Genomic DNA, 17512 nt, shown 5'->3' on the forward strand with positions numbered 1-17512 from the left:
GCCGGTCGAGCGTGCACCACGCACCTCATCCTTTTGCGACGGCAGGATGCGGCAGCTTCGACTGATCCGAGCGCACCCACGCGTGCGCCGTGCTGCGCTGCCGCGCGTCAGTGTCGCGGCGCGCAACTAGACTGCCAGGCTTTGACGATGCTGGAGCAATGCATGACGCAGTACCTGCCGGTTTCCCTGATTGGCGTTCCCACCGATATCGGTGCCGGCCACCGTGGCGCGCGGATGGGACCGGAGGCGTTACGCATCGCCGGGTTGCAGGAGGCCTTGATCGGCCGTGGCGTGGAGGTGCGCGATCTGGGCAACCTGGATGGTCCGCGCAATCCCTGGCAGGCGCCGCAGGCCGGCTACCGGCATCTGGACGAAGTGGTGGCCTGGAATCAGGCGCTGATGGACGCCAGCTATGGCGAGCTGCACGCCGGGCGCATGCCGATCATGCTCGGTGGCGACCATTGCCTGGGCATCGGTTCGATCACCGCAGTGGCCAGGTACTGCCGCGAGCAGCAACGCCCGTTGCGGGTGCTGTGGCTGGATGCGCATTCGGACTTCAATACCAGCGAGGTGACGCCGTCGGGCAACGTGCATGGCATGCCGGTCGCCTGCCTGTGCGGGCTGGGCCCGCAGGCGCTGACCCATCTGGGCGGCAGCGCGCCGGCGTTGCTGCCCGAGCAGATGCGGCAGATCGGCATCCGCTCGGTGGACCCGGAGGAGAAGCGCCTGATCAAGCAGCACCGCATCGACGTCTACGACATGCGCTACATCGACGAGGCCGGCATGAAGCGCACCATGGAAGCTGCGCTGCAGGGGATGAGCGCCGACACCCACCTGCATGTGAGCTTCGACGTGGATTTCCTCGACCCCAGCATCGCGCCGGGCGTAGGCACCACCGTACCCGGTGGTCCCAACTACCGCGAGGCGCAGCTGGTGATGGAGATGATTGCCGACACCGGGCGCATGGGATCGCTGGATATCGTCGAACTCAACCCGGTGCTGGACAACCGCAACGCGACCGCCGAGCTGGCGGTGGATCTGGTGGAGAGCCTGTTCGGCAAGTCGACATTGATGCGGGATTGATCGATCGCTGAACACCGCGCACCGCGCGTTCACATCAAATCCACGGCCGCGCAGTCAGATTTGGGGCCAAGCAAGGTGCGTTGGCACCGAATGCAGAACTGAGGAAGACACAATGAAGCGACTGCTGACACTGATGGTACTGGGCCTGTTTTCGGCTGGCGTGATGACTGGCTGCAACACGATGGCCGGCGCCGGCAAGGACATGCAGGGTGCAGGTGAGAAGGTCGAAAAGAAGGCCGATAACTGCAGCGACGGTAAGTGCTGATTCCTGGTTGTGTTTGAGCGTCATCGTTTCTGGAATTGTTCTGCGGCAAATCGCCGCTTACCCCTGAAGGAGTCTGTTATGAAGCGTGCAATTGTGCTGCTGGTGCTGTCGATGTTGTCGGTTGGAATGCTGTCCGGTTGCAACACCGTGGCAGGTGCCGGCAAGGACGTGCAGGGCGCTGGCGAGAAAGTGGAAGACGCTGCGCGCAAGTAATCTAGCGCTGCACGCATAAAAAAACGGGCCGCAAGGCCCGTTTTTTTTGCCTGGCGCTGGCGGCGTGGCGTCGCGCTGCGGCCTGCGCGATCGGCATCTTCAGCTCAAGGCAGCGCAGCCTGCCAGGACCGACGGGCGCGCCGTCACTGCTGCCGTCGCGCGGTGTGCCGGCACGCCTTGATCGGGGGGGGTGCACGCATCTGCACGCGCCGGACGACGCAGTGAGGGGCCGCCAGCGACGATCGGTCTGTCGTGCGCGCCAGGGCGATGGTGCCTGCAGCGGCGACGCGCCGGTGCCTGATGCAGGGAAACGCTAAACTTGGCGGCTACTCCCTGGCCTTATGCAGATGACCACTCGCGTCCTTACCGGCATCACCACCTCCGGAACCCCGCATCTGGGCAACTACGTCGGTGCGATCCGTCCGGCCATCCAGGCCAGTGCGGCGGCCGATACGGAGAGCTTCTATTTCCTGGCCGACCTGCACAGCTTGATCAAGGCGCAGGACCCGGCGCGCACCCAGCGCTCCACGCTGGAAATCGCTGCCAGCTGGCTGGCCTGCGGCCTGGATCCGGAAACGGTGTGGTTTTACCGCCAGTCCGATGTTCCGGAAACCAACGAGTTGCTGTGGCTGCTGACCTGCGTGGCCGGCAAGGGCATCCTCAACCGTGCGCACGCCTACAAGGCGGCGGTGGACAAGAACCGTGCCGATGGCGAGGACGACGACGCAGGCGTGACCGCCGGCTTGTTCATGTATCCGGTGCTGATGGCCGCAGACATCCTGATCTTCAACGCGCACAAGGTGCCGGTGGGGCGCGATCAGATCCAGCATATCGAGATGGCGCGCGATTTCGCGCAACGCTTCAACCATGTGTACGGGCGTGACTTTTTCACCTTGCCCGAGGTGGTGATCGACGAGCAGGTATCCACCTTGCCGGGCCTGGACGGCCGCAAGATGAGCAAGAGCTATGGCAACACCATTCCGTTGTTCGCATCACGCGAGGAGTTGCGCAAGCTGGTGTTTTCCATCCTCACCGATTCGCGCGCGCCAGGCGAAGCCAAGGATACGCAGGGTTCGGCGCTGTTTCAGCTGTATCAGGCCTTTGCCACGCCACAGGAAACGGCTGCATTTGCGCAGGCATTTGCCGACGGCATCGCCTGGGGCGATGCCAAGCAGCGGTTGTTCGAGCGCATCGATCAGGAGATTGCGCCGCTGCGTACGCGCTATGCGGCGCTGATGGCCGAGCCGGGCAAGATCGAGACGATTCTGCGCGCCGGTGGCGCACGTCTGCGCGCGCGCTATGCCACGCCGTTTCTGGCCGAGCTGCGTGCTGCGGTGGGCCTGCGCGATCTCTCCAGCCAAGGCGATGCGACGGCCGTCGCCGCAGAAGAAAAGAGCGCGCCGCCGGTGTTCAAACAGTATCGCGAGAGCGACGGGCAGTTCTACTTCAAGTTGAACGACGGCGCCGGTGTGCTGTTGCTGCAGAGCGAAGGCTTTGCATCGCCGCGTGACGCCGGTCAGCTGATTGCGCGCTTGAAGCAGGCCGAGCAGGCCAGCGATCTGCAGCTGCCGGGCGTGCATGCGCAGGTGGAGGCAGACGCGATTCTTGCGGCGATGCGGGTACTGCGCGAGGCGTAGTCGACGCGATGCTGCGCGCGCAGATGGCCGCAACGGCCGTCTGCGCAGCGCGTTGCATGTGGAGACCTGCACGGCGACGCAGGACTGCGGTAGGCGTGACCGTGTTGCAGAACCATGCCGGACTGGCGATCATCTGGCTTGCGGGTGCAGCGAGTAGTGGTCGGATGGCCGTCGGCCGTGCAGCGCGCATGGCCCGTGCAGGATGTGCTCCCGCGTGCGCACTGAGCTGGCATGGCGCGCTGTGGCAGTGGATGGCCGCCCTTGTCGCTTGCTGACATCGCGGCCCAGGCAGGCGCAGAACCTTGCGCCTACACTGCCACCTGTTGGGCAACCATGAGGTGGGAATGACAGCGCCAGCCGAATCCAGCATCCACACCATCGATACCGGTTTTGGTGGCGCGCAGTTCGATGCGGCCTACTTGATCGTCGATGCGCAGCGCGGGGCCTTCGTCGATTGCGGCACGTCGTTGTCGGTGCCGCACCTGCTGGCCGCGTTGCAGTCTGCCGGGCTGACGCCTGCGCAGGTGGAGTGGTTGATCCTGACCCATGTGCACCTGGATCACGCCGGTGGTGCCGGCGCCTTGCTGCAGCAGTTGCCCAATGCGCGGGTGCTGGTGCATCCACGTGGCGCGCCGCACATGATCAACCCCACCCGGCTGATTGCCGGTGCCACGGCGGTGTACGGCGAGGCGGAAATGGCGCGCAGTTATGGCGCGATCGTTCCGGTGCCCGCCGAGCGGGTGGTGGAAGCGATCGATGGGCACACGGTCATGGTGGGCAAGCGCACGTTGCGCACCATCGACACACCAGGGCATGCACGGCATCACCTCTGCGTATGGGATGCGCGCAGCCGCAGCTGGTTCACCGGCGACACCTTTGGTTTGTCGTATCGCCAGCTCGATGGCGCGCAAGGCGCCTTCATCCTGCCGACGTCCTCGCCGGTGCAGTTCGAACCGGAGGCGATGCTGCAGTCGATCGCGCGGCTGATGGAGGCCGCGCCGCAGGCGATGTATCTCACCCATTACGGGCGGGTCGAAGCGCCAATGCCGTTGGCGCAGGCGCTGGTCGAGCAGATCCATGCAATGACCGCCATCGCGCTGGGTTGCGCGCAGCGTGCGGACCGCCATCGCTGCATGGTGGCGGCGTTGACCGAACTGTATCTGGAGCGCGCCCGCCTGCACGGCTGCCGGCTGGACGATGCGAGCGTGGCGCAGTTGCTGGGCACCGATATCGAACTCAACGCGCAGGGCCTGGCCTGCTGGCTGGATCGCGCGACGCGCGCGAGTTAGCGCTACTGGAGCGGCAAAACCTCTTGAACGCTGTAGCGATGACGGCAACGTGTTGTCCGCACTCGCTTTCGTCGATCAGTGAAGTGATATCGGGACGGGCAGTGGCAGTGCTCTGAATCAATCACCCCTCGAGGCGACGGAGAGCCTGAGCTTCAGCGGCGTTTCGACGTTCCAAAGCCGAACTTGTCCAGCGCGCGATGCCCTCACTTCTTGCGGGACACGCCGTACATCCGTCCATGGAGCTGACAACGTCCGCACAGATAGGGCTCCGTGATCGCCTCCATGCCGCCACAGGATCGTGCAAGCGGTGAGGACATCGCACCTGCCAAGTCGTGTCATAGCCGGTGTTGGCTGCAGGCTTGTAAACTGTGTGTCATCTATCTGTTGCAAGGCCACGCCGTGAATCCGATGCGCATCCTGTTGTTGTCCGCCTGCCTGTTCGTGGGAGGCGTGGCGCAGGCCGCCAACGATCTGCCCGGCGGCGGCATCGATGCCGAGGCGTTGTCGCGGCATGTACGCCTGTTGGCGTCGGACGACTTCGAAGGCCGCGCGCCGGCCAGCGCCGGCGAGCAGCGCACCGTGGACTACCTGGTCGAGCAGTTCAAGGCTGCCGGCCTGCAGCCGGGCGGCGAGCAGGGCGGCTGGACCCAGGCGGTGCCGTTGGTGCGCGCGCAGCTGGATGGCCCGGTAAGCGCCAGCCTGCGCGTCGCTGGCAAGACGCAGGCGCTGGTCAATGGCACCGATGTGACCTTGCAGAGTCTGCGCCCGCAGGATGCGGTGAGCTTGAAGAATGCGCCGCTGGTGTTCGTCGGCTACGGCATCAGCGCGCCGGAGCGACAGTGGGACGACTACAAGGGCGTGGACCTGCACGGCAAGATCGCAGTGGTGCTGATCAACGATGCGGACTTCGAATCCAGCCAGCCCGGCGCATTCGATGGCAAGGCGGTGACCTACTACGGCCGCTGGACCTACAAGTACGAAGAGGCCGCGCGTCGCGGCGCCGTCGGCGTGTTGATCGTGCACGAGACCGCACCGGCCGCGTACGGCTGGGCGACGGTGCAGAGTTCGGGCCTGTCGCCGTTGTTCGATATCGAGCGCAGCGATGCCGATGCAAAGGCCCAGCACGTGCCGGTGCGCGGTTGGATGCAGCAGGCGTTGGCAGTGTCGTTGTTCCAGCGCGCCGGGCTGGATTTTGCGCAGGCCAAGCACCGTGCGCAGCAGCGCGACTTCGCGCCGATCGCGTTGGGCGACGCCACGCTGTCGGTGGACTTCAAGCTCAAGCGCGAGCGCGTGGTCACCCATAACGTGGTGGCCAAGCTCACCGGCAGCCAGCATCCGGACGAGACGGTGATCTTCTCCGCGCACTGGGATGCGTTCGGTGTGGGCAAGGCCGATGCCAGCGGCGATACGGTGCGTCGCGGCGCGGTGGACAACGCCACCGGCGTGGCCAGCGTGCTGGAACTGGCGCGCGTATTCGCCGCCGGTCCCAAGCCGCAGCGCACGCTGTACTTCATCGCATTGACGGCCGAAGAAAAGGGCCTGCTTGGCGCGAACTATTACGCCGCGCATCCGCTGGCGCCGTTGGACAAGACCGTGGCGGTGCTCAACATGGAGATGTTCAGCCCCGATGGCCCCACCCGCGATATCGCCTCATGGGGACGCGGACGGGTGTCGCTGGAAGGCGATCTGGAAACGGCGGCCAAGGCGCGCGGTCGCCGCTATTCGCCGGACCCGAATCTGGAAGCAGGCTTCTTCTACCGCGCCGACCATTTCGCCTTCGCGCGCATGGGCGTGCCGGCGATCACCGCCGGCCCCGGGCTGGACATGCTCGAAGGCGGCGTGGCGGCCGGCAAGGCGCTGCGCGACAAATACTTCGCCGAGTGCTATCACCAGCCGTGCGATCGCTGGACCCCGCAGTGGGATGCCAGCGGTCATGCGGCCGATACCACGCTGGTCTACGACGTCGGCGTGGCGCTGGCCAACGGCCGGCAGTGGCCGAGCTGGCAGGACGGTTCGGAATTCAAGGCGATCCGCGCCAGCAGCGATGCCGCGCGCAAGTAGGACAAGCGCTGTTCGACGCCCGGCGTTTTTCAAGCCCGGGCGTTGCGTGACCGGCGATGCGCGCGTTGCACCGCATACCGGCATTGCGTCCCGGTTCCTGGAGCGGGATTTCTGCGGCCGCGCTGCCTATTTGCGGCACGGATAGCGCTTGGCCAACGCCTGGACGATCAACGCGGGCGCCGCTTCGTCCAGGCGTGCATCGGGTAGCGCGCCGATATCGCTGATGATCGCCTGCAGATCCGGCGGGCCGCTCTTGCCGGCCGGCATGCACCACTGCGTGCGGTAGCTACTGCTGGCGACGCCGAGCAGGTAAGCGCCGGCGCGGTTCGCCGAGAGCATGACCTTGAGTTCGGTTTGTTCCGGCGCGATCTCCGGTGCCAAGGAACCATCCAGCCCGGCCTCGAGCAGTTTGCGCCCGCTGAGTTCCCACGGTTCCAGTGTGCGTGCCAGCGCGTTGGCCGATAGCACGGTCAGGGCGGCCAAGGTCAACCAGGTGAGGCGACGTTGCATAGAGACTCCGATGTGAGGATCAATGCGCACCATAACGCGGCAGGGCGCTGAGGGTGTGCGCCGCGTGGAGGTGGGCAGGTGATCTAGAATTGAACCTTCCGCTGCACTTGGCAATCTTCGATGTCCTCTTCATACGATGCTGTTGCGCCTGCGCGCAGCGGGTTGGTCGTTGTCGCGTTGTTGCTGGTCTACGTGGTTTGGGGATCGACCTACCTGGGGATCCGCTTTGCGTTGGAGGGCGGCGCACTGCCACTGACCATGGTGTCGGGCTCCCGCTTCATCGTGGCCGGCACGGTGTTGTATACGGTGCTGCTCTGGCGTGGTGTGGCCGCGCCGACGCATGCGCAATGGAAGAACGTGGCCTTGATCGGCGCCGCCTTGCTGCTGCTGGGCAACGGCATGGTGGTGCTGGCCGAGCGCAGCGTGTCGTCCGGGTTGGCGGCCACCGCAGTGGCATCGGTGCCATTGTGGATGGCGTTGTTCGGCGCCTTGCGCGGGCAGCACGCCAGCCGTGGCGAGTGGTTGGGCATCGTGATCGGTTTTGTCGGTGTGGTCTGGCTCAACGCCGGCAGCAGCCTCACTGCCACCCCAGGTGGGCTGGTGTTGTTGCTGATCGCGCCGATCGGTTGGGCGTTCGGGTCGGTGTGGTCGCGCGGACGCGATCTGCCCTCGCCGTTCATGACCGCCGCCGGGCAGATGCTGTGCGGCGGCGTATTGCTGGTCAGCACCGGCCTGCTGATCGGCGAGCGCCCACAGAGCCTGCCGACGCCGCAGGGGCTGCTGGCAGTGGCCTACCTGTGCGTGTTCGGCTCGATCGTGGCGTTCACGGCCTACGTATGGCTGCTGCATCACGTGCGCCCGGCGTTGGCCGGCAGCTACGCCTACGTCAACCCGGTGATTGCGGTGGCCTTGGGCGCCTGGCTCGGGCATGAGCGTTTCAGCGCGCATGACATCGGTGCGATGGCGGTGATCCTGGCCGGCGTGCTGGTGGTGACCTTCGCCAAGGCGCGGCGATGAGCGCGGTCTCGTCGATCGAGGCGCGTCGCGGGCTGCTGATCACCGCATCGACCTTCGTGTTGTGGGGCGTGGTACCGCTTTACTGGCATCTGCTGAAGGCGGTGCCGTCGCTGCAAATCATCGCGCACCGCATTGTCTGGAGCGCGTTAATGGTGGTGGCGTGGTTGTTGGCGACATCGGGGATGCGTTGGTGGCGCGCCATCGCCGCACAGCCGCGCGCGCTATGGATGCTGGCCGGCAGCAGCGTGGCGATCGCGTTCAACTGGGGGCTGTATATCTGGGCGATCAATGCCGGCCACGTGATCGAGGCCAGCCTGGGGTATTTCATCAACCCATTGCTGAGCGTGTTGCTGGGCGTGCTGGTGCTCAAGGAGCGCCTGCGCCGCATCCAGTGGGTGGCGGTGGTCTGCGCTGCGCTGGGCGTGTTGTGGCTGACCATCGATGCCGGCGCGCCGCCGTGGATCGCGCTCGGGCTGGCGTTTTCGTTCGGGGCCTACGGCTTGCTGCGCAAGTTGGTGGCGGTGGATTCGGTGGCCGGTCTGGGCGTGGAAAGCGTGTACCTGTTCGTGCCGGCGCTGTTGTTGGTGGGATGGAGCGAGTACGGCCACGGTGGCGGCTTTTTGAGTGGCTGGAGCCTGCAGACCGATCTGATGCTGATCTTTGGCGGCGTGGTGACGGCGCTGCCGTTGATCGGATTCGCGTACGGGGTGCGGCGGATTCCGCTGTCGCTGGTGGGCATCCTGCAGTACATCGCACCCAGCCTGCAGCTGCTGTTGGGCGTGTGGTTCTTCCACGAGCCGTTCGATCAGGGGCGGGTGATCGGATTTGCCGCGATCTGGCTGGGGCTGCTGCTGTTTGTGGGCGACAGCGTGTTGCGCTCGCGCAAGCCGGTTGGGATGGTCCGCTAGCTTTCGGCCGTGCGCGATCCCGGTAATCGCGCGGCACGCTGTGCAGCAACACGCATGTCTGTTCTCCGGCAGCCTGTCGCCGCGATGCGGCTGTCTGGTGTCAGCCGCGCGGCGCCGGTGCCGGTGTCGCCACCGCCAGTGTGGACGCCGGCAGCGATTGCGGTGCGGGGCAATGGCCCGGATCCTGTTGCGTCTGCGCCAGCCATTGGTCGATCGGCCCGCCAAGCAGGTCCAGCCGCAGCGGCAGGCTCAGATGGGTTTCGCCGGGAAGCTCCACGTAGTGCGCACGCGCACTTGCCAGCGCCAATGCGCGACCATGCGCGACCGGAATGTGCTGATCGGCATCGCCATGCAGCAACAGCACACAGCTACGCGTGTCGGCCAATGCGTGCGCGACATCGACGTGGTCCAGATCCAGCTTGAGCTGGGTGTCGGCGGCAGCGATCACCGCGTCGATATTCTGGTCGGCATAGCGCCAGCGTGCATACGCGGCTACCGCCTGCCCGCGCCACCCGTTGGGTTGGCTGGCGAGCAGGTGCGGGACCATGTCGCGGATGCCGCGCCCGGCGTTGGCGAACGACTCCATCGCCACCACCCCGGCCACCCGGTCGCCGAGCTTGTCGGCGGTGAACAACGCGGTGGCCGCGCCATAGGAAATGCCGAACAGGTACAGCGGGCCGCGGATTTCGCCGCGCGGCTGCAGCGCATCGAGCACATCGATCACGTCGTCGGATTCGCGCGTGCCGTAGCCGGATGGACCACCGCCGGAGTGGCCGTGATTGCGCAGGTCGATGGTGATCACCCGGTAGCCGGCCTGCGCCAACTCCAGCGACCACGGCAGCAGCGAATCGCCATCCATCATCCAGCCGTGCAGTAGCACCACGGTGCCGCGCGGGGCGGGCGGGGCGGCGGTGGGCGGCGTGAAGCTGAAATCCACATCCAGCGCATGCGCCGGATCGTTGCGCTGGCCGAGATAGCGGTATTGCATGGCGTACTGGCCGGGATCGATGGCGCGCCAGAAGATCGGCACCTGATCGCGCGTGACCACATGACCGCTGCGGTTGGGCACCGTGGCGATGGTGGCGGCAATGCGCTCTTCATCCAGCAACGGCGAGGTGCCACCGGGCGCAACCAGGCGCTCGCTGAGCGAGGTGGAAGACGAAGAGCAGCCGGCCAGCCACAGGCAGGCGCAGGCCAGCAGAATCAGGCGCGTCATGGCGAAGATCGATGGATGCAACGGCCGAGCAGGCTACGGCCTGCCCGACCCGCGCATCTACCGCACTGCAGTGACAAAACGATGACAGCTTGCAATACGTTCAGCCGCAGCCCCCGCGCTCCGCTGCCTTGGCTGCAACGATTCCCCATTCCCCATTTCCGGCGGCCAACAGCCCGCCTACACCTCACGCAGGGCCGTGGTGATCGGCAGCCGCGCCGCGCGCAAGGCCGGAAACAGCCCCCCGACCAGCCCGATGCCCAGCGCCCATTTGAGCCCGCTCCACAGCAGTTCCGGCGACACCTTGAACTGGAACACCACCTGGCTGAAGTTGTTGCCCAGCGTGGACACGGTATAGCCGTTGAACACCGCCCAGGCGATCAGCCCGCCGAGCACGCCACCGAGCAAGGCCAGCAACATGGTCTCCAGCATCAGCGCCATGATCACCGGGGTGCCACGAAAGCCGATTGCGCGCATGGTGGCGATTTCGCGCGCGCGTGTGGCCACCGCCGCGTACATGGTGTTGAGCGCGCCGAACACCGCGCCCACCGCCATGATGGCGCCGATCACCGTGCCCAGGATACTGATCAGTTTGTTCAAGCCACCGCCCTGCTTGCCGTAATAGGCGCGGGTGGTTTCCACATCCAGCTTCAGGCGCGGGTCGGCGGCCATGGCGGCCTTGAACTGGGTAAATCCGGCCTTGCCCGTCGTACGCACGCTGATCGACTGATACGCGCTGCGTTTGTATGTAGTGGCCAGCGTCTGTGCATCGGTCCACAGCTCCGAGTCGTGCGCATCGCCGGAGGCGAACACGCCGACCACGGTCCATTGCTGGTTGCCGAGCATGAGCGTCTTGCCCAGCTCCAGTCCGCGGAACTGGTTCAACGCGCCCTTGCCGACCACGATCTCGCGCAGGCCGGCAGTGAAGCGTCGGCCCTGCACGACCTTGACCTTGTCATGCACCGCCCAGGCCTGGTCGCCCACACCGCGCAGCTGCGCATTGACGTCGGTGCCGTCGGACTTGGAGGTGACGTTGACCACCTGCGCCAGCTCCGGCGACAGCAGCGGGCGTCCGTTGATGGCGGCGATCCCGGGCAGGCTGCCGATCAGCGGCACCAGATCGCGGGTGATCACCGAGTTGCTCTCGGCCTGCGAGCCGCCACGCAGCACAATGGCGGTCGTGTCGTCGCCGGTGTTGTTGAGCGTTGCCTGGAAGCCCTGGCCCATCGCCAGCATCGCCACCAGCACGCCGACCACGCCGGCGATGCCGACCACGATCACCGAACTCGATCCCCAGCGTTGCGGCAATGTCGCGATGCCGATGCGCGCAGCCGCCAGCGACAGCCGGCCGCTACGGGTGGCGACCAGCCATACCGCCAGCAGTAACCCGATCGGCAGCAGCCACATCCACGGCAACGCGATCCAGGCGCCCAGTCCGATCGCCAGCAACACCACCGACAGCAGGTTGACGAAACGATTCTTCCATTTGCTTTGCATGTGCCTGCTCCTGTCAGCGGCCGGCGAGGGCATCGACGATCTTCAAGCGCTGCGCGCGTAACGCCGGCAGCACACCCACCACGATGCCGATGCCGATCATCAGGCCCAGCGCAATCAGCCAGGTCTGCAGCGGCACGGTCTGCACCGGCATCATGCCGCCGCTGCGTGCGGCCACCATCGGGATCACCAGCGTGGCCAGCCCCATCCCGATCAGGCCGCCAAGCCCGATCAACAGCACCGATTCGACCATCACCAGGCTCAACACGGTGCGGTCCTGAAAGCCCAGCGTCTTGAGCGTGGCCAGCTCCGGGATGCGCTCGCGCACCGCCTGGGCCATGGTGTTGCCGGTCAACAGCAGCAGGGTGAAGAACACCGCCGCCATGATCGAGGTGACGATCAGCCCGATATCGGCGAACTGTTTGACGAAGGCCTGCTGGAAGGCCGATTCGGTCTGCGACTTGGTTTCGTGATCGGAGTTGGCCGACAGCGCGTCGATCGCCAGTGCCACCCGCGAGGCCTGGTCGGCATTGCGCAGCGTCACGGTGTACCAGCTCACCTGATTCTTGATGTAGTCGTTGGATTCGTCGAAGTATTTCCAGTTCATCATCAGCTGACGTTCCTGGTTGGCCGCCACCGTGCGGTCTTTCATGCGAAAGATGCCGACCAGTTGCAGCGGCCAATCGTTGCTGCCGCCACGCGGAAAGATGGTGGCCTGCAGCGGGATGGTGTCGCCGATCTTCCAGCCGAACTGCTTGGCCAGTGCCTCGCCGACCACCGCGCCGGTGCGCGTGGTCTGGAACGCCTTGAGCTGGTCCTTGGGTAGCTCGTACTCGCTGTAGACATCGAAGAAATTGGGCGCCACCGAGAAATTCGGGAAGAAGTTCTTCGGGTCGCGATAGATCCCGCCGAACCACATCGCCGAGGTCACGTTGCGCACGCCTGGCACGCTGCGGATCTGGGTTTCCAGGCGGATCGGCAGCGATTGGGTGATCGACAGCCGCGAGGCGACCACCAGCCGGTCCACGCCACTGACGTTGCCGCCGGAGGTAAAGGCCACGCGCACCGAATCGAGCATGCCGAACAACAGGAACGCCGCCACCACCGACAGCAGCGTCAACAAGGTGCGGGTCTTGCTACGGAACAATTGCGCCCATACCAGCGAGAGATACTTCATGGCATCACTCCTTTAGAGCACAAGCGGCGCGTCGGCCAGCTCGCCCTTGTCCAGATGGATGGTATGGGTGGCGTATTCGGCTGCCTTGGGGTCGTGGGTGACCATCACGATGGTCTTGCCGTGTTCGCGATTGAGTTCCTGCAACAGGCGCAGGATTTCCTCGGCGTTGTGGCGATCCAGATCGCCGGTGGGTTCGTCGCAGATCAAGAAAGTAGGGTCGGACACGATCGCGCGCGCGATCGCCACGCGTTGCTGTTGGCCGCCGGATAACTCGCTGGGCTTGTGGGTGCGACGTTCCTGCAGGCCGACCAGGGTCAGTGCGATTTCCGCATTGCGTTTGCGTTGCGCCGCGTTGAGCGAGGTGAGCAGCAATGGGAGCTCCACGTTCTTCTGCGCAGTGAGCATCGGCATCAGGTTGTAGAACTGGAACACGAAGCCGACATGGTGACTGCGCCAGGTGGCGAGCTGGCCGCCGCTCATGCGGTCGATGCGCTCGCCTTCGATCTCGATCTCGCCGCCGCTGGGGCTGTCCAGCCCGCCGATCAGATTGAGCAGCGTGGTCTTGCCCGAACCGGACGGACCCATCAGTGCGACGAAGTCGCCGCTGGCGATCTCCAGATCGATGCCGTGCAGCACCTGCACCTGCTCGGGGCCGCGTTGATAGGTCTTGGTGATGTTGCGCAAGCTGACGAGAGCGGTCATGGCGACTCCTGGCGATGCAATGAAAAAGAGGGGAGCGATACGGCACGGCGACTGCGGCACTACGGGATAAACAAAGCGAATGCGAATGCACAAGCACAGACGCGTCCCTGAGACATCGCGGCGGTGGGTGCGCCGGATCGGTGAAGCCACCACCACTTGCGCTACAGCGGTTCTTGCAAAACGATGTCCGACGCCGGCCGGAATCGACAGTGTGTCGGCGATCCTTGCCTCACCTGCACGCAAGCGACCCTGCCGCGCCGATGCGGACACCACGCTCCCGCGCGCACCTGTGCGTGACCACGGCAGACCGCATGCACGCGTGCTTGAAGCGACGGGTACGCCTAACGCAGGCAAGCTGCATGACTGCGCATGTCGTGCCTGGTCGCGCTTACTTGGCCGCCTCCGGTTCGGCTTCGGCCACGCTGTCGCCCTCCTTCAGGGTCTGCGGTGGATCGAGCACCACGCTGTCGCCCGCCTGCAGGCCGGTCAGCACCTGACGGTCTTCGCCCAACACCATGCCGGTGGTGACCGCATGCGCGCTGACGGTGTTGTGCTCGCCGACCACGAAGGCGAGCGTGCGCGCGTCGCGTTCGACCAGCGCAGCGGCAGGCACGCGCACGCCCTGCGGTTTGCTGGCCTCCTGCGGCTTGGCCTGTTCCAGAAAGCTCACCCGCACGCCCATCTCCGGCACGATGCGCGGGTCCTTGAGCTTGAACGCCACGCGCACCTTGACCGTGGCCTTGCCGCGGTCGGCGGTGGGAATGATGGCGATCACCTCGCCGGGAATCTTCCAGTCCGGATAGGCATTGAGCACCGCTTCCACCGGCATCTTTGGCTGCACGCGGCCGATATAGGACTCGCCGACTTCCACCTCGATTTCCAGCGACTCCATGTCCACGATGGTGCCGATACCGGTACGGGTGAAACCGCCGCCGGCCGACAGCGGCGAGACGATTTCGCCCGGCTGCGCGGCCTTGGCGGTGACCACGCCGGCAAACGGCGCGCGCACCACGTTGAAGTCCGAACGGATCGCCGAGATTGCCAGCTGGTCCGAGGCTACGCGTACATTGCGCTGGGCGCTCTGCAACTGCGCGCGCAATGCGTCGCGTTGCGCGGTGGCCTGCTCGTACTGCGAGCGCGACACCAGTTGCGCGCCGACCAGCGATTGCAGCCGCGTCGCATCGGCATTGGCCACGGCCAGCTGCGCCTGCATGTTGTCGACCTGGCTGCGTGCGGCCGACAGTTGCGATGCCGACAAGGTGCGCTGGGCATCGGCATCCAGCGGATCCAGCGTGGCCATCACCTGGCCTTGCTCGACCCGCATGCCTTCTTCGATCATCACCTCGCGTACCTTGCCGGTGACCTGCGCCGACACCGTAGCCATGCGCCGCGCCACCACGTAGCCGGACGCATCCAGTACCGAGGCGCTGCTGCCGCCTGCGCTGATTGCCACCACCGGCGCGGTCTGCACCTGGAGTACCGGGCGCCGCGTGAACCACCACGCGGCGGTTGCGGCCAACACAAGGATGACCACGGCCACGGCGATGATCCATCCACGGCGCTGCGCAGGTGGTGGCGTGGCCGGACGCTGGCGGTCGATGCGGAGTTGCTTGAGCAGATCGGCGGAAGTGTTCATCGATGACCAGGACGGGAGGCTGCGCAGAATGTGACGGGGCGTAGGCGGCGGCGCAAGCTGTCGCAAGTGACCAACGCGGGTGCGGCGACGAACGGTCAGGCGTTCCAACGCTGCAGCACGTGTTGTGCAGCATGCGACCACCGTGGCGGCGGCCACCAGTGACAGCTGTCACCTGCAAGCCATGACAGCGGCGACTGGTCGGCATCGACGCGCTGGGCGAGGCTGGCGCATCGCCTCGCTGCCGGGAACCGCCATGCTCTGCCTGCGCACATCGTGTCTGCGCGTGCTGCCTGCGGCCAGGCTGTCCGCAACCGGGAATGGCCAACATGCGTGAGACCGCTCGCCGCGACCGGGCCGGCGCATCATCCACTGCGGCGGGTCCGGCAGTGGCAGAATCCGACCACTCATACGGACACCGCCCGATGCGCCTGTGGCTTTCCGCCTGGTTTCGCCCCGCCGCCAATTCGCAGGTTGCCGCGCGGCTGGCACAGGGCCAGTCACCGTGGATGGACTGCGTGCATCTGCTGTGGTCAGCCTGGGTGTTCGTGGTGCCGGTGTTTTCCGCGCGTGGCTACGACAGCATCTGGTTGCTGTGCACCGTGGTGTCGTATCCGCTGTTCCTGCTGCTGTATGCGCGCATGTTGCTGGCGCCGCGCGACGCGCTGTACCGCTATGCCTGGGCGATGGGGGCGCTCAGTGCCGCGTTGCTGCCGGTGTACGCATCGGGCATCAGCTACTTCGTGTTTGCCTGTATGAGCTTGCGCCCTTCCACGCGGCATGCGCTGTGGCGGCATTTCGCCATCCTGCTGCTGATGAACGCGCTGTACCTGGCCTGGGCGCGCTGGCTCGGAATGGCCTGGCAGGGGTTGGTGTGGTTTCCGGTGTCGGTGCTGGGCATGTCCGCAGTGGTGGCGGTCTACAGCATCAACGAACGCAAGGACGCTCTGCTGCGTCTGTCGCAGGACGAAGTCCGCCGGCTGGCGGCCACCGCCGAGCGCGAACGCATCGGCCGCGACCTGCACGATCTGCTCGGCCACACCTTGTCGCTGGTGGCGCTCAAGTCCGACCTGGCCGCACGCCTGGTCGAACGCGACCCGCAGGCGGCGCGCAGCGAAATCGATGCAGTCGCGCAGATTTCCCGCGATGCCTTGGCGCAGGTGCGGCGCGCGGTCACCGGCATTCGCGCCGCCGGTCTGGTGGCCGAGCTGGCATCGGCGCGGGTGTTGCTGGACATGGAGGGCATCGTGCTGGAACACGAGCTGGACACGTTGGCACTGCCATCGGAACACGAAACCGTACTGGCGCTGGTGGTGCGCGAGGCGGCCACCAATGTGCAACGGCATGCGCAGGCCAAACGCGTGCGCGTGAGCCTGCGCGCGCAGGGCGAACAGGCGGTGCTGGACATCGCCGACGATGGGCGCGGCGGCGCGATCGTGCCGGGCAATGGCCTGGACGGCATGCGCACGCGGCTGCATGCCCTGGGCGGCGCCTTGGAGGTGGAAGCGCTGCCGCGTGGCATGCGCCTGCGCGCCAGCGTGCCGTTGCCGCAGCCCACGCCGGCAACGGCGCAGCCGCCATTGCCGGCCCCGCTGATGCCGCCGTCGCGCTGACCGCCGGGATGCCCACTGCGTCTGGACCCATGCACGGCAGGCGCAACCGCTGCTATCGTGCGCCACCGTTGTCTGCATACGAGCGCGCACGATGATCCGGGTGTTGTTGGCCGAAGACCAGGCGCTGCTGCGTGGCGCATTGGTTGCCTTGCTTGGACTGGAAGACGACATTGAGGTGGTCGGCAGCGCGGGCGATGGCGAAAGTGCCTGGCGCGAACTGCAACGCCTGCAACCGGATGTATTGATCACCGATATCGAAATGCCCGGCCTGACCGGCCTGGAACTGGCCCAGCGCATCCAGCGCCAGGCGCTGCCGGTGCGGGTGATGATCGTCACCACCTTCGCCCGTCCGGGCTTCCTGCGCCGCGCGCTGGATGCCGGCGTGGCGGCGTATCTGCTCAAGGACGCGCCGGCCGAACAACTGGTCAGCGCGCTGCGTCAGGTGCAGCGTGGCGGGCGGGTGATCGACCCGCAACTGGCGCGGGATGCCTGGGTGGAAGCCGACCCCTTGAGCGAACGCGAGCGCACTGTGCTGCGGCTGGCCGGCGAGGGCCGCTCGGCCAGCGAGATCGCCCAGCAACTGCAGCTCTCGCACGGCACCGTGCGCAACTATCTGTCCGAATGCATCGGCAAATTGGGTGTGGCCAATCGCATCGAAGCGTATCGACTGGCGCGGCAGAAAGGCTGGTTGTAAACC

General features: G+C 66.0%; 16 protein-coding genes. 10 read left to right on the forward strand and 6 right to left on the reverse strand.

Annotated features, from left to right (window positions below):
• The first annotated feature begins 162 nt into the window (after positions 1–162).
• The 6 genes from rocF to GGR61_RS06855 all read left to right on the forward strand — a co-directional run bounded on the left by rocF (position 163) and on the right by GGR61_RS06855 (position 6548).
• Positions 163–1083 carry an arginase gene (rocF, locus tag GGR61_RS06830; RefSeq protein ID WP_260287078.1) on the forward strand — a complete coding sequence of 307 codons (921 nt, stop codon included), beginning with the start codon at positions 163–165 and terminating at the stop codon, positions 1081–1083.
• 112 nt (positions 1084–1195) lie between these two features.
• Positions 1196–1348 carry an entericidin A/B family lipoprotein gene (locus GGR61_RS06835; RefSeq protein ID WP_006451340.1) on the forward strand — a complete coding sequence of 51 codons (153 nt, stop codon included), beginning with the start codon at positions 1196–1198 and terminating at the stop codon, positions 1346–1348.
• A 78-nt stretch (positions 1349–1426) separates the two neighbouring features.
• On the forward strand, positions 1427–1561 hold the full coding sequence (locus tag GGR61_RS06840; RefSeq protein ID WP_065466806.1) for an entericidin A/B family lipoprotein: 135 nt from the start codon (positions 1427–1429) through the stop codon (positions 1559–1561).
• 347 nt (positions 1562–1908) lie between these two features.
• Positions 1909–3198 (forward strand): tryptophan--tRNA ligase, encoded by a 1290-nt coding sequence (locus tag GGR61_RS06845; RefSeq protein ID WP_184620896.1) that lies wholly within the window; start codon positions 1909–1911, stop codon positions 3196–3198.
• A gap of 344 nt (positions 3199–3542) precedes the next feature.
• Entirely contained in the window at positions 3543–4487 is a 945-nt protein-coding gene (locus GGR61_RS06850) for an MBL fold metallo-hydrolase (RefSeq protein ID WP_184620897.1), read from the forward strand.
• 366 nt (positions 4488–4853) lie between these two features.
• On the forward strand, positions 4854–6548 hold the full coding sequence (locus GGR61_RS06855) for a M28 family metallopeptidase (RefSeq protein ID WP_184620962.1): 1695 nt from the start codon (positions 4854–4856) through the stop codon (positions 6546–6548).
• 126 nt (positions 6549–6674) lie between these two features.
• Here GGR61_RS06855 and GGR61_RS06860 read toward each other — a convergent pair whose 3' ends face one another.
• The gene (locus GGR61_RS06860; RefSeq protein ID WP_184406395.1) at positions 6675–7091 is read right to left on the reverse strand and encodes a Rap1a/Tai family immunity protein; all 417 of its coding nucleotides are present in this window, start codon (positions 7089–7091) and stop codon (positions 6675–6677) included.
• An 87-nt stretch (positions 7092–7178) separates the two neighbouring features.
• Between GGR61_RS06860 and yedA the strand changes: the two genes are divergently transcribed.
• Positions 7179–8075, forward strand: a complete 897-nt coding sequence (yedA, locus tag GGR61_RS06865) for a drug/metabolite exporter YedA (protein WP_184406394.1) — start codon at positions 7179–7181, stop codon at positions 8073–8075.
• Complete coding sequence (gene rarD / locus GGR61_RS06870) at positions 8072–8983, forward strand: EamA family transporter RarD (RefSeq protein WP_184620898.1); 912 nt, start codon at positions 8072–8074, stop codon at positions 8981–8983. Before yedA ends, rarD begins: the two co-directional genes overlap by 4 nt.
• A 100-nt stretch (positions 8984–9083) precedes the next feature.
• Here rarD and GGR61_RS06875 read toward each other — a convergent pair whose 3' ends face one another.
• The 5 genes from GGR61_RS06875 to GGR61_RS06895 all read right to left on the reverse strand — a co-directional run bounded on the left by GGR61_RS06875 (position 9084) and on the right by GGR61_RS06895 (position 15205).
• A complete protein-coding gene (locus tag GGR61_RS06875; protein WP_184620899.1) occupies positions 9084–10199 on the reverse strand; it encodes an alpha/beta fold hydrolase in 1116 nt (371 codons plus the stop codon).
• 177 nt (positions 10200–10376) lie between these two features.
• Positions 10377–11693, reverse strand: coding sequence for an ABC transporter permease (locus GGR61_RS06880; RefSeq protein ID WP_184406391.1), 1317 nt, complete (start codon positions 11691–11693; stop codon positions 10377–10379).
• 13 nt (positions 11694–11706) lie between these two features.
• Positions 11707–12867: an ABC transporter permease gene (locus tag GGR61_RS06885; protein WP_184406390.1), complete on the reverse strand. Its 1161-nt coding sequence runs from the start codon at positions 12865–12867 to the stop codon at positions 11707–11709.
• Positions 12868–12879: 12 nt separating this feature from the next.
• Positions 12880–13569 (reverse strand): ABC transporter ATP-binding protein, encoded by a 690-nt coding sequence (locus GGR61_RS06890; protein ID WP_184620900.1) that lies wholly within the window; start codon positions 13567–13569, stop codon positions 12880–12882.
• A gap of 388 nt (positions 13570–13957) precedes the next feature.
• Positions 13958–15205: an efflux RND transporter periplasmic adaptor subunit gene (locus tag GGR61_RS06895; RefSeq protein WP_184620901.1), complete on the reverse strand. Its 1248-nt coding sequence runs from the start codon at positions 15203–15205 to the stop codon at positions 13958–13960.
• Between the two features lie 422 nt (positions 15206–15627).
• Between GGR61_RS06895 and GGR61_RS06900 the strand changes: the two genes are divergently transcribed.
• Both GGR61_RS06900 and GGR61_RS06905 read left to right on the forward strand, forming a co-directional pair.
• Positions 15628–16815, forward strand: a complete 1188-nt coding sequence (locus GGR61_RS06900) for a sensor histidine kinase (RefSeq protein ID WP_184620902.1) — start codon at positions 15628–15630, stop codon at positions 16813–16815.
• 91 nt (positions 16816–16906) lie between these two features.
• Positions 16907–17509 carry a response regulator transcription factor gene (locus GGR61_RS06905; RefSeq protein WP_184620903.1) on the forward strand — a complete coding sequence of 201 codons (603 nt, stop codon included), beginning with the start codon at positions 16907–16909 and terminating at the stop codon, positions 17507–17509.
• The last annotated feature ends 3 nt before the right edge of the window (positions 17510–17512 follow it).

Source organism: Xanthomonas sp. 3058 (assembly GCF_014199765.1).
Classification (GTDB): Bacteria; Pseudomonadota; Gammaproteobacteria; order Xanthomonadales; family Xanthomonadaceae; genus Xanthomonas; species Xanthomonas campestris_B.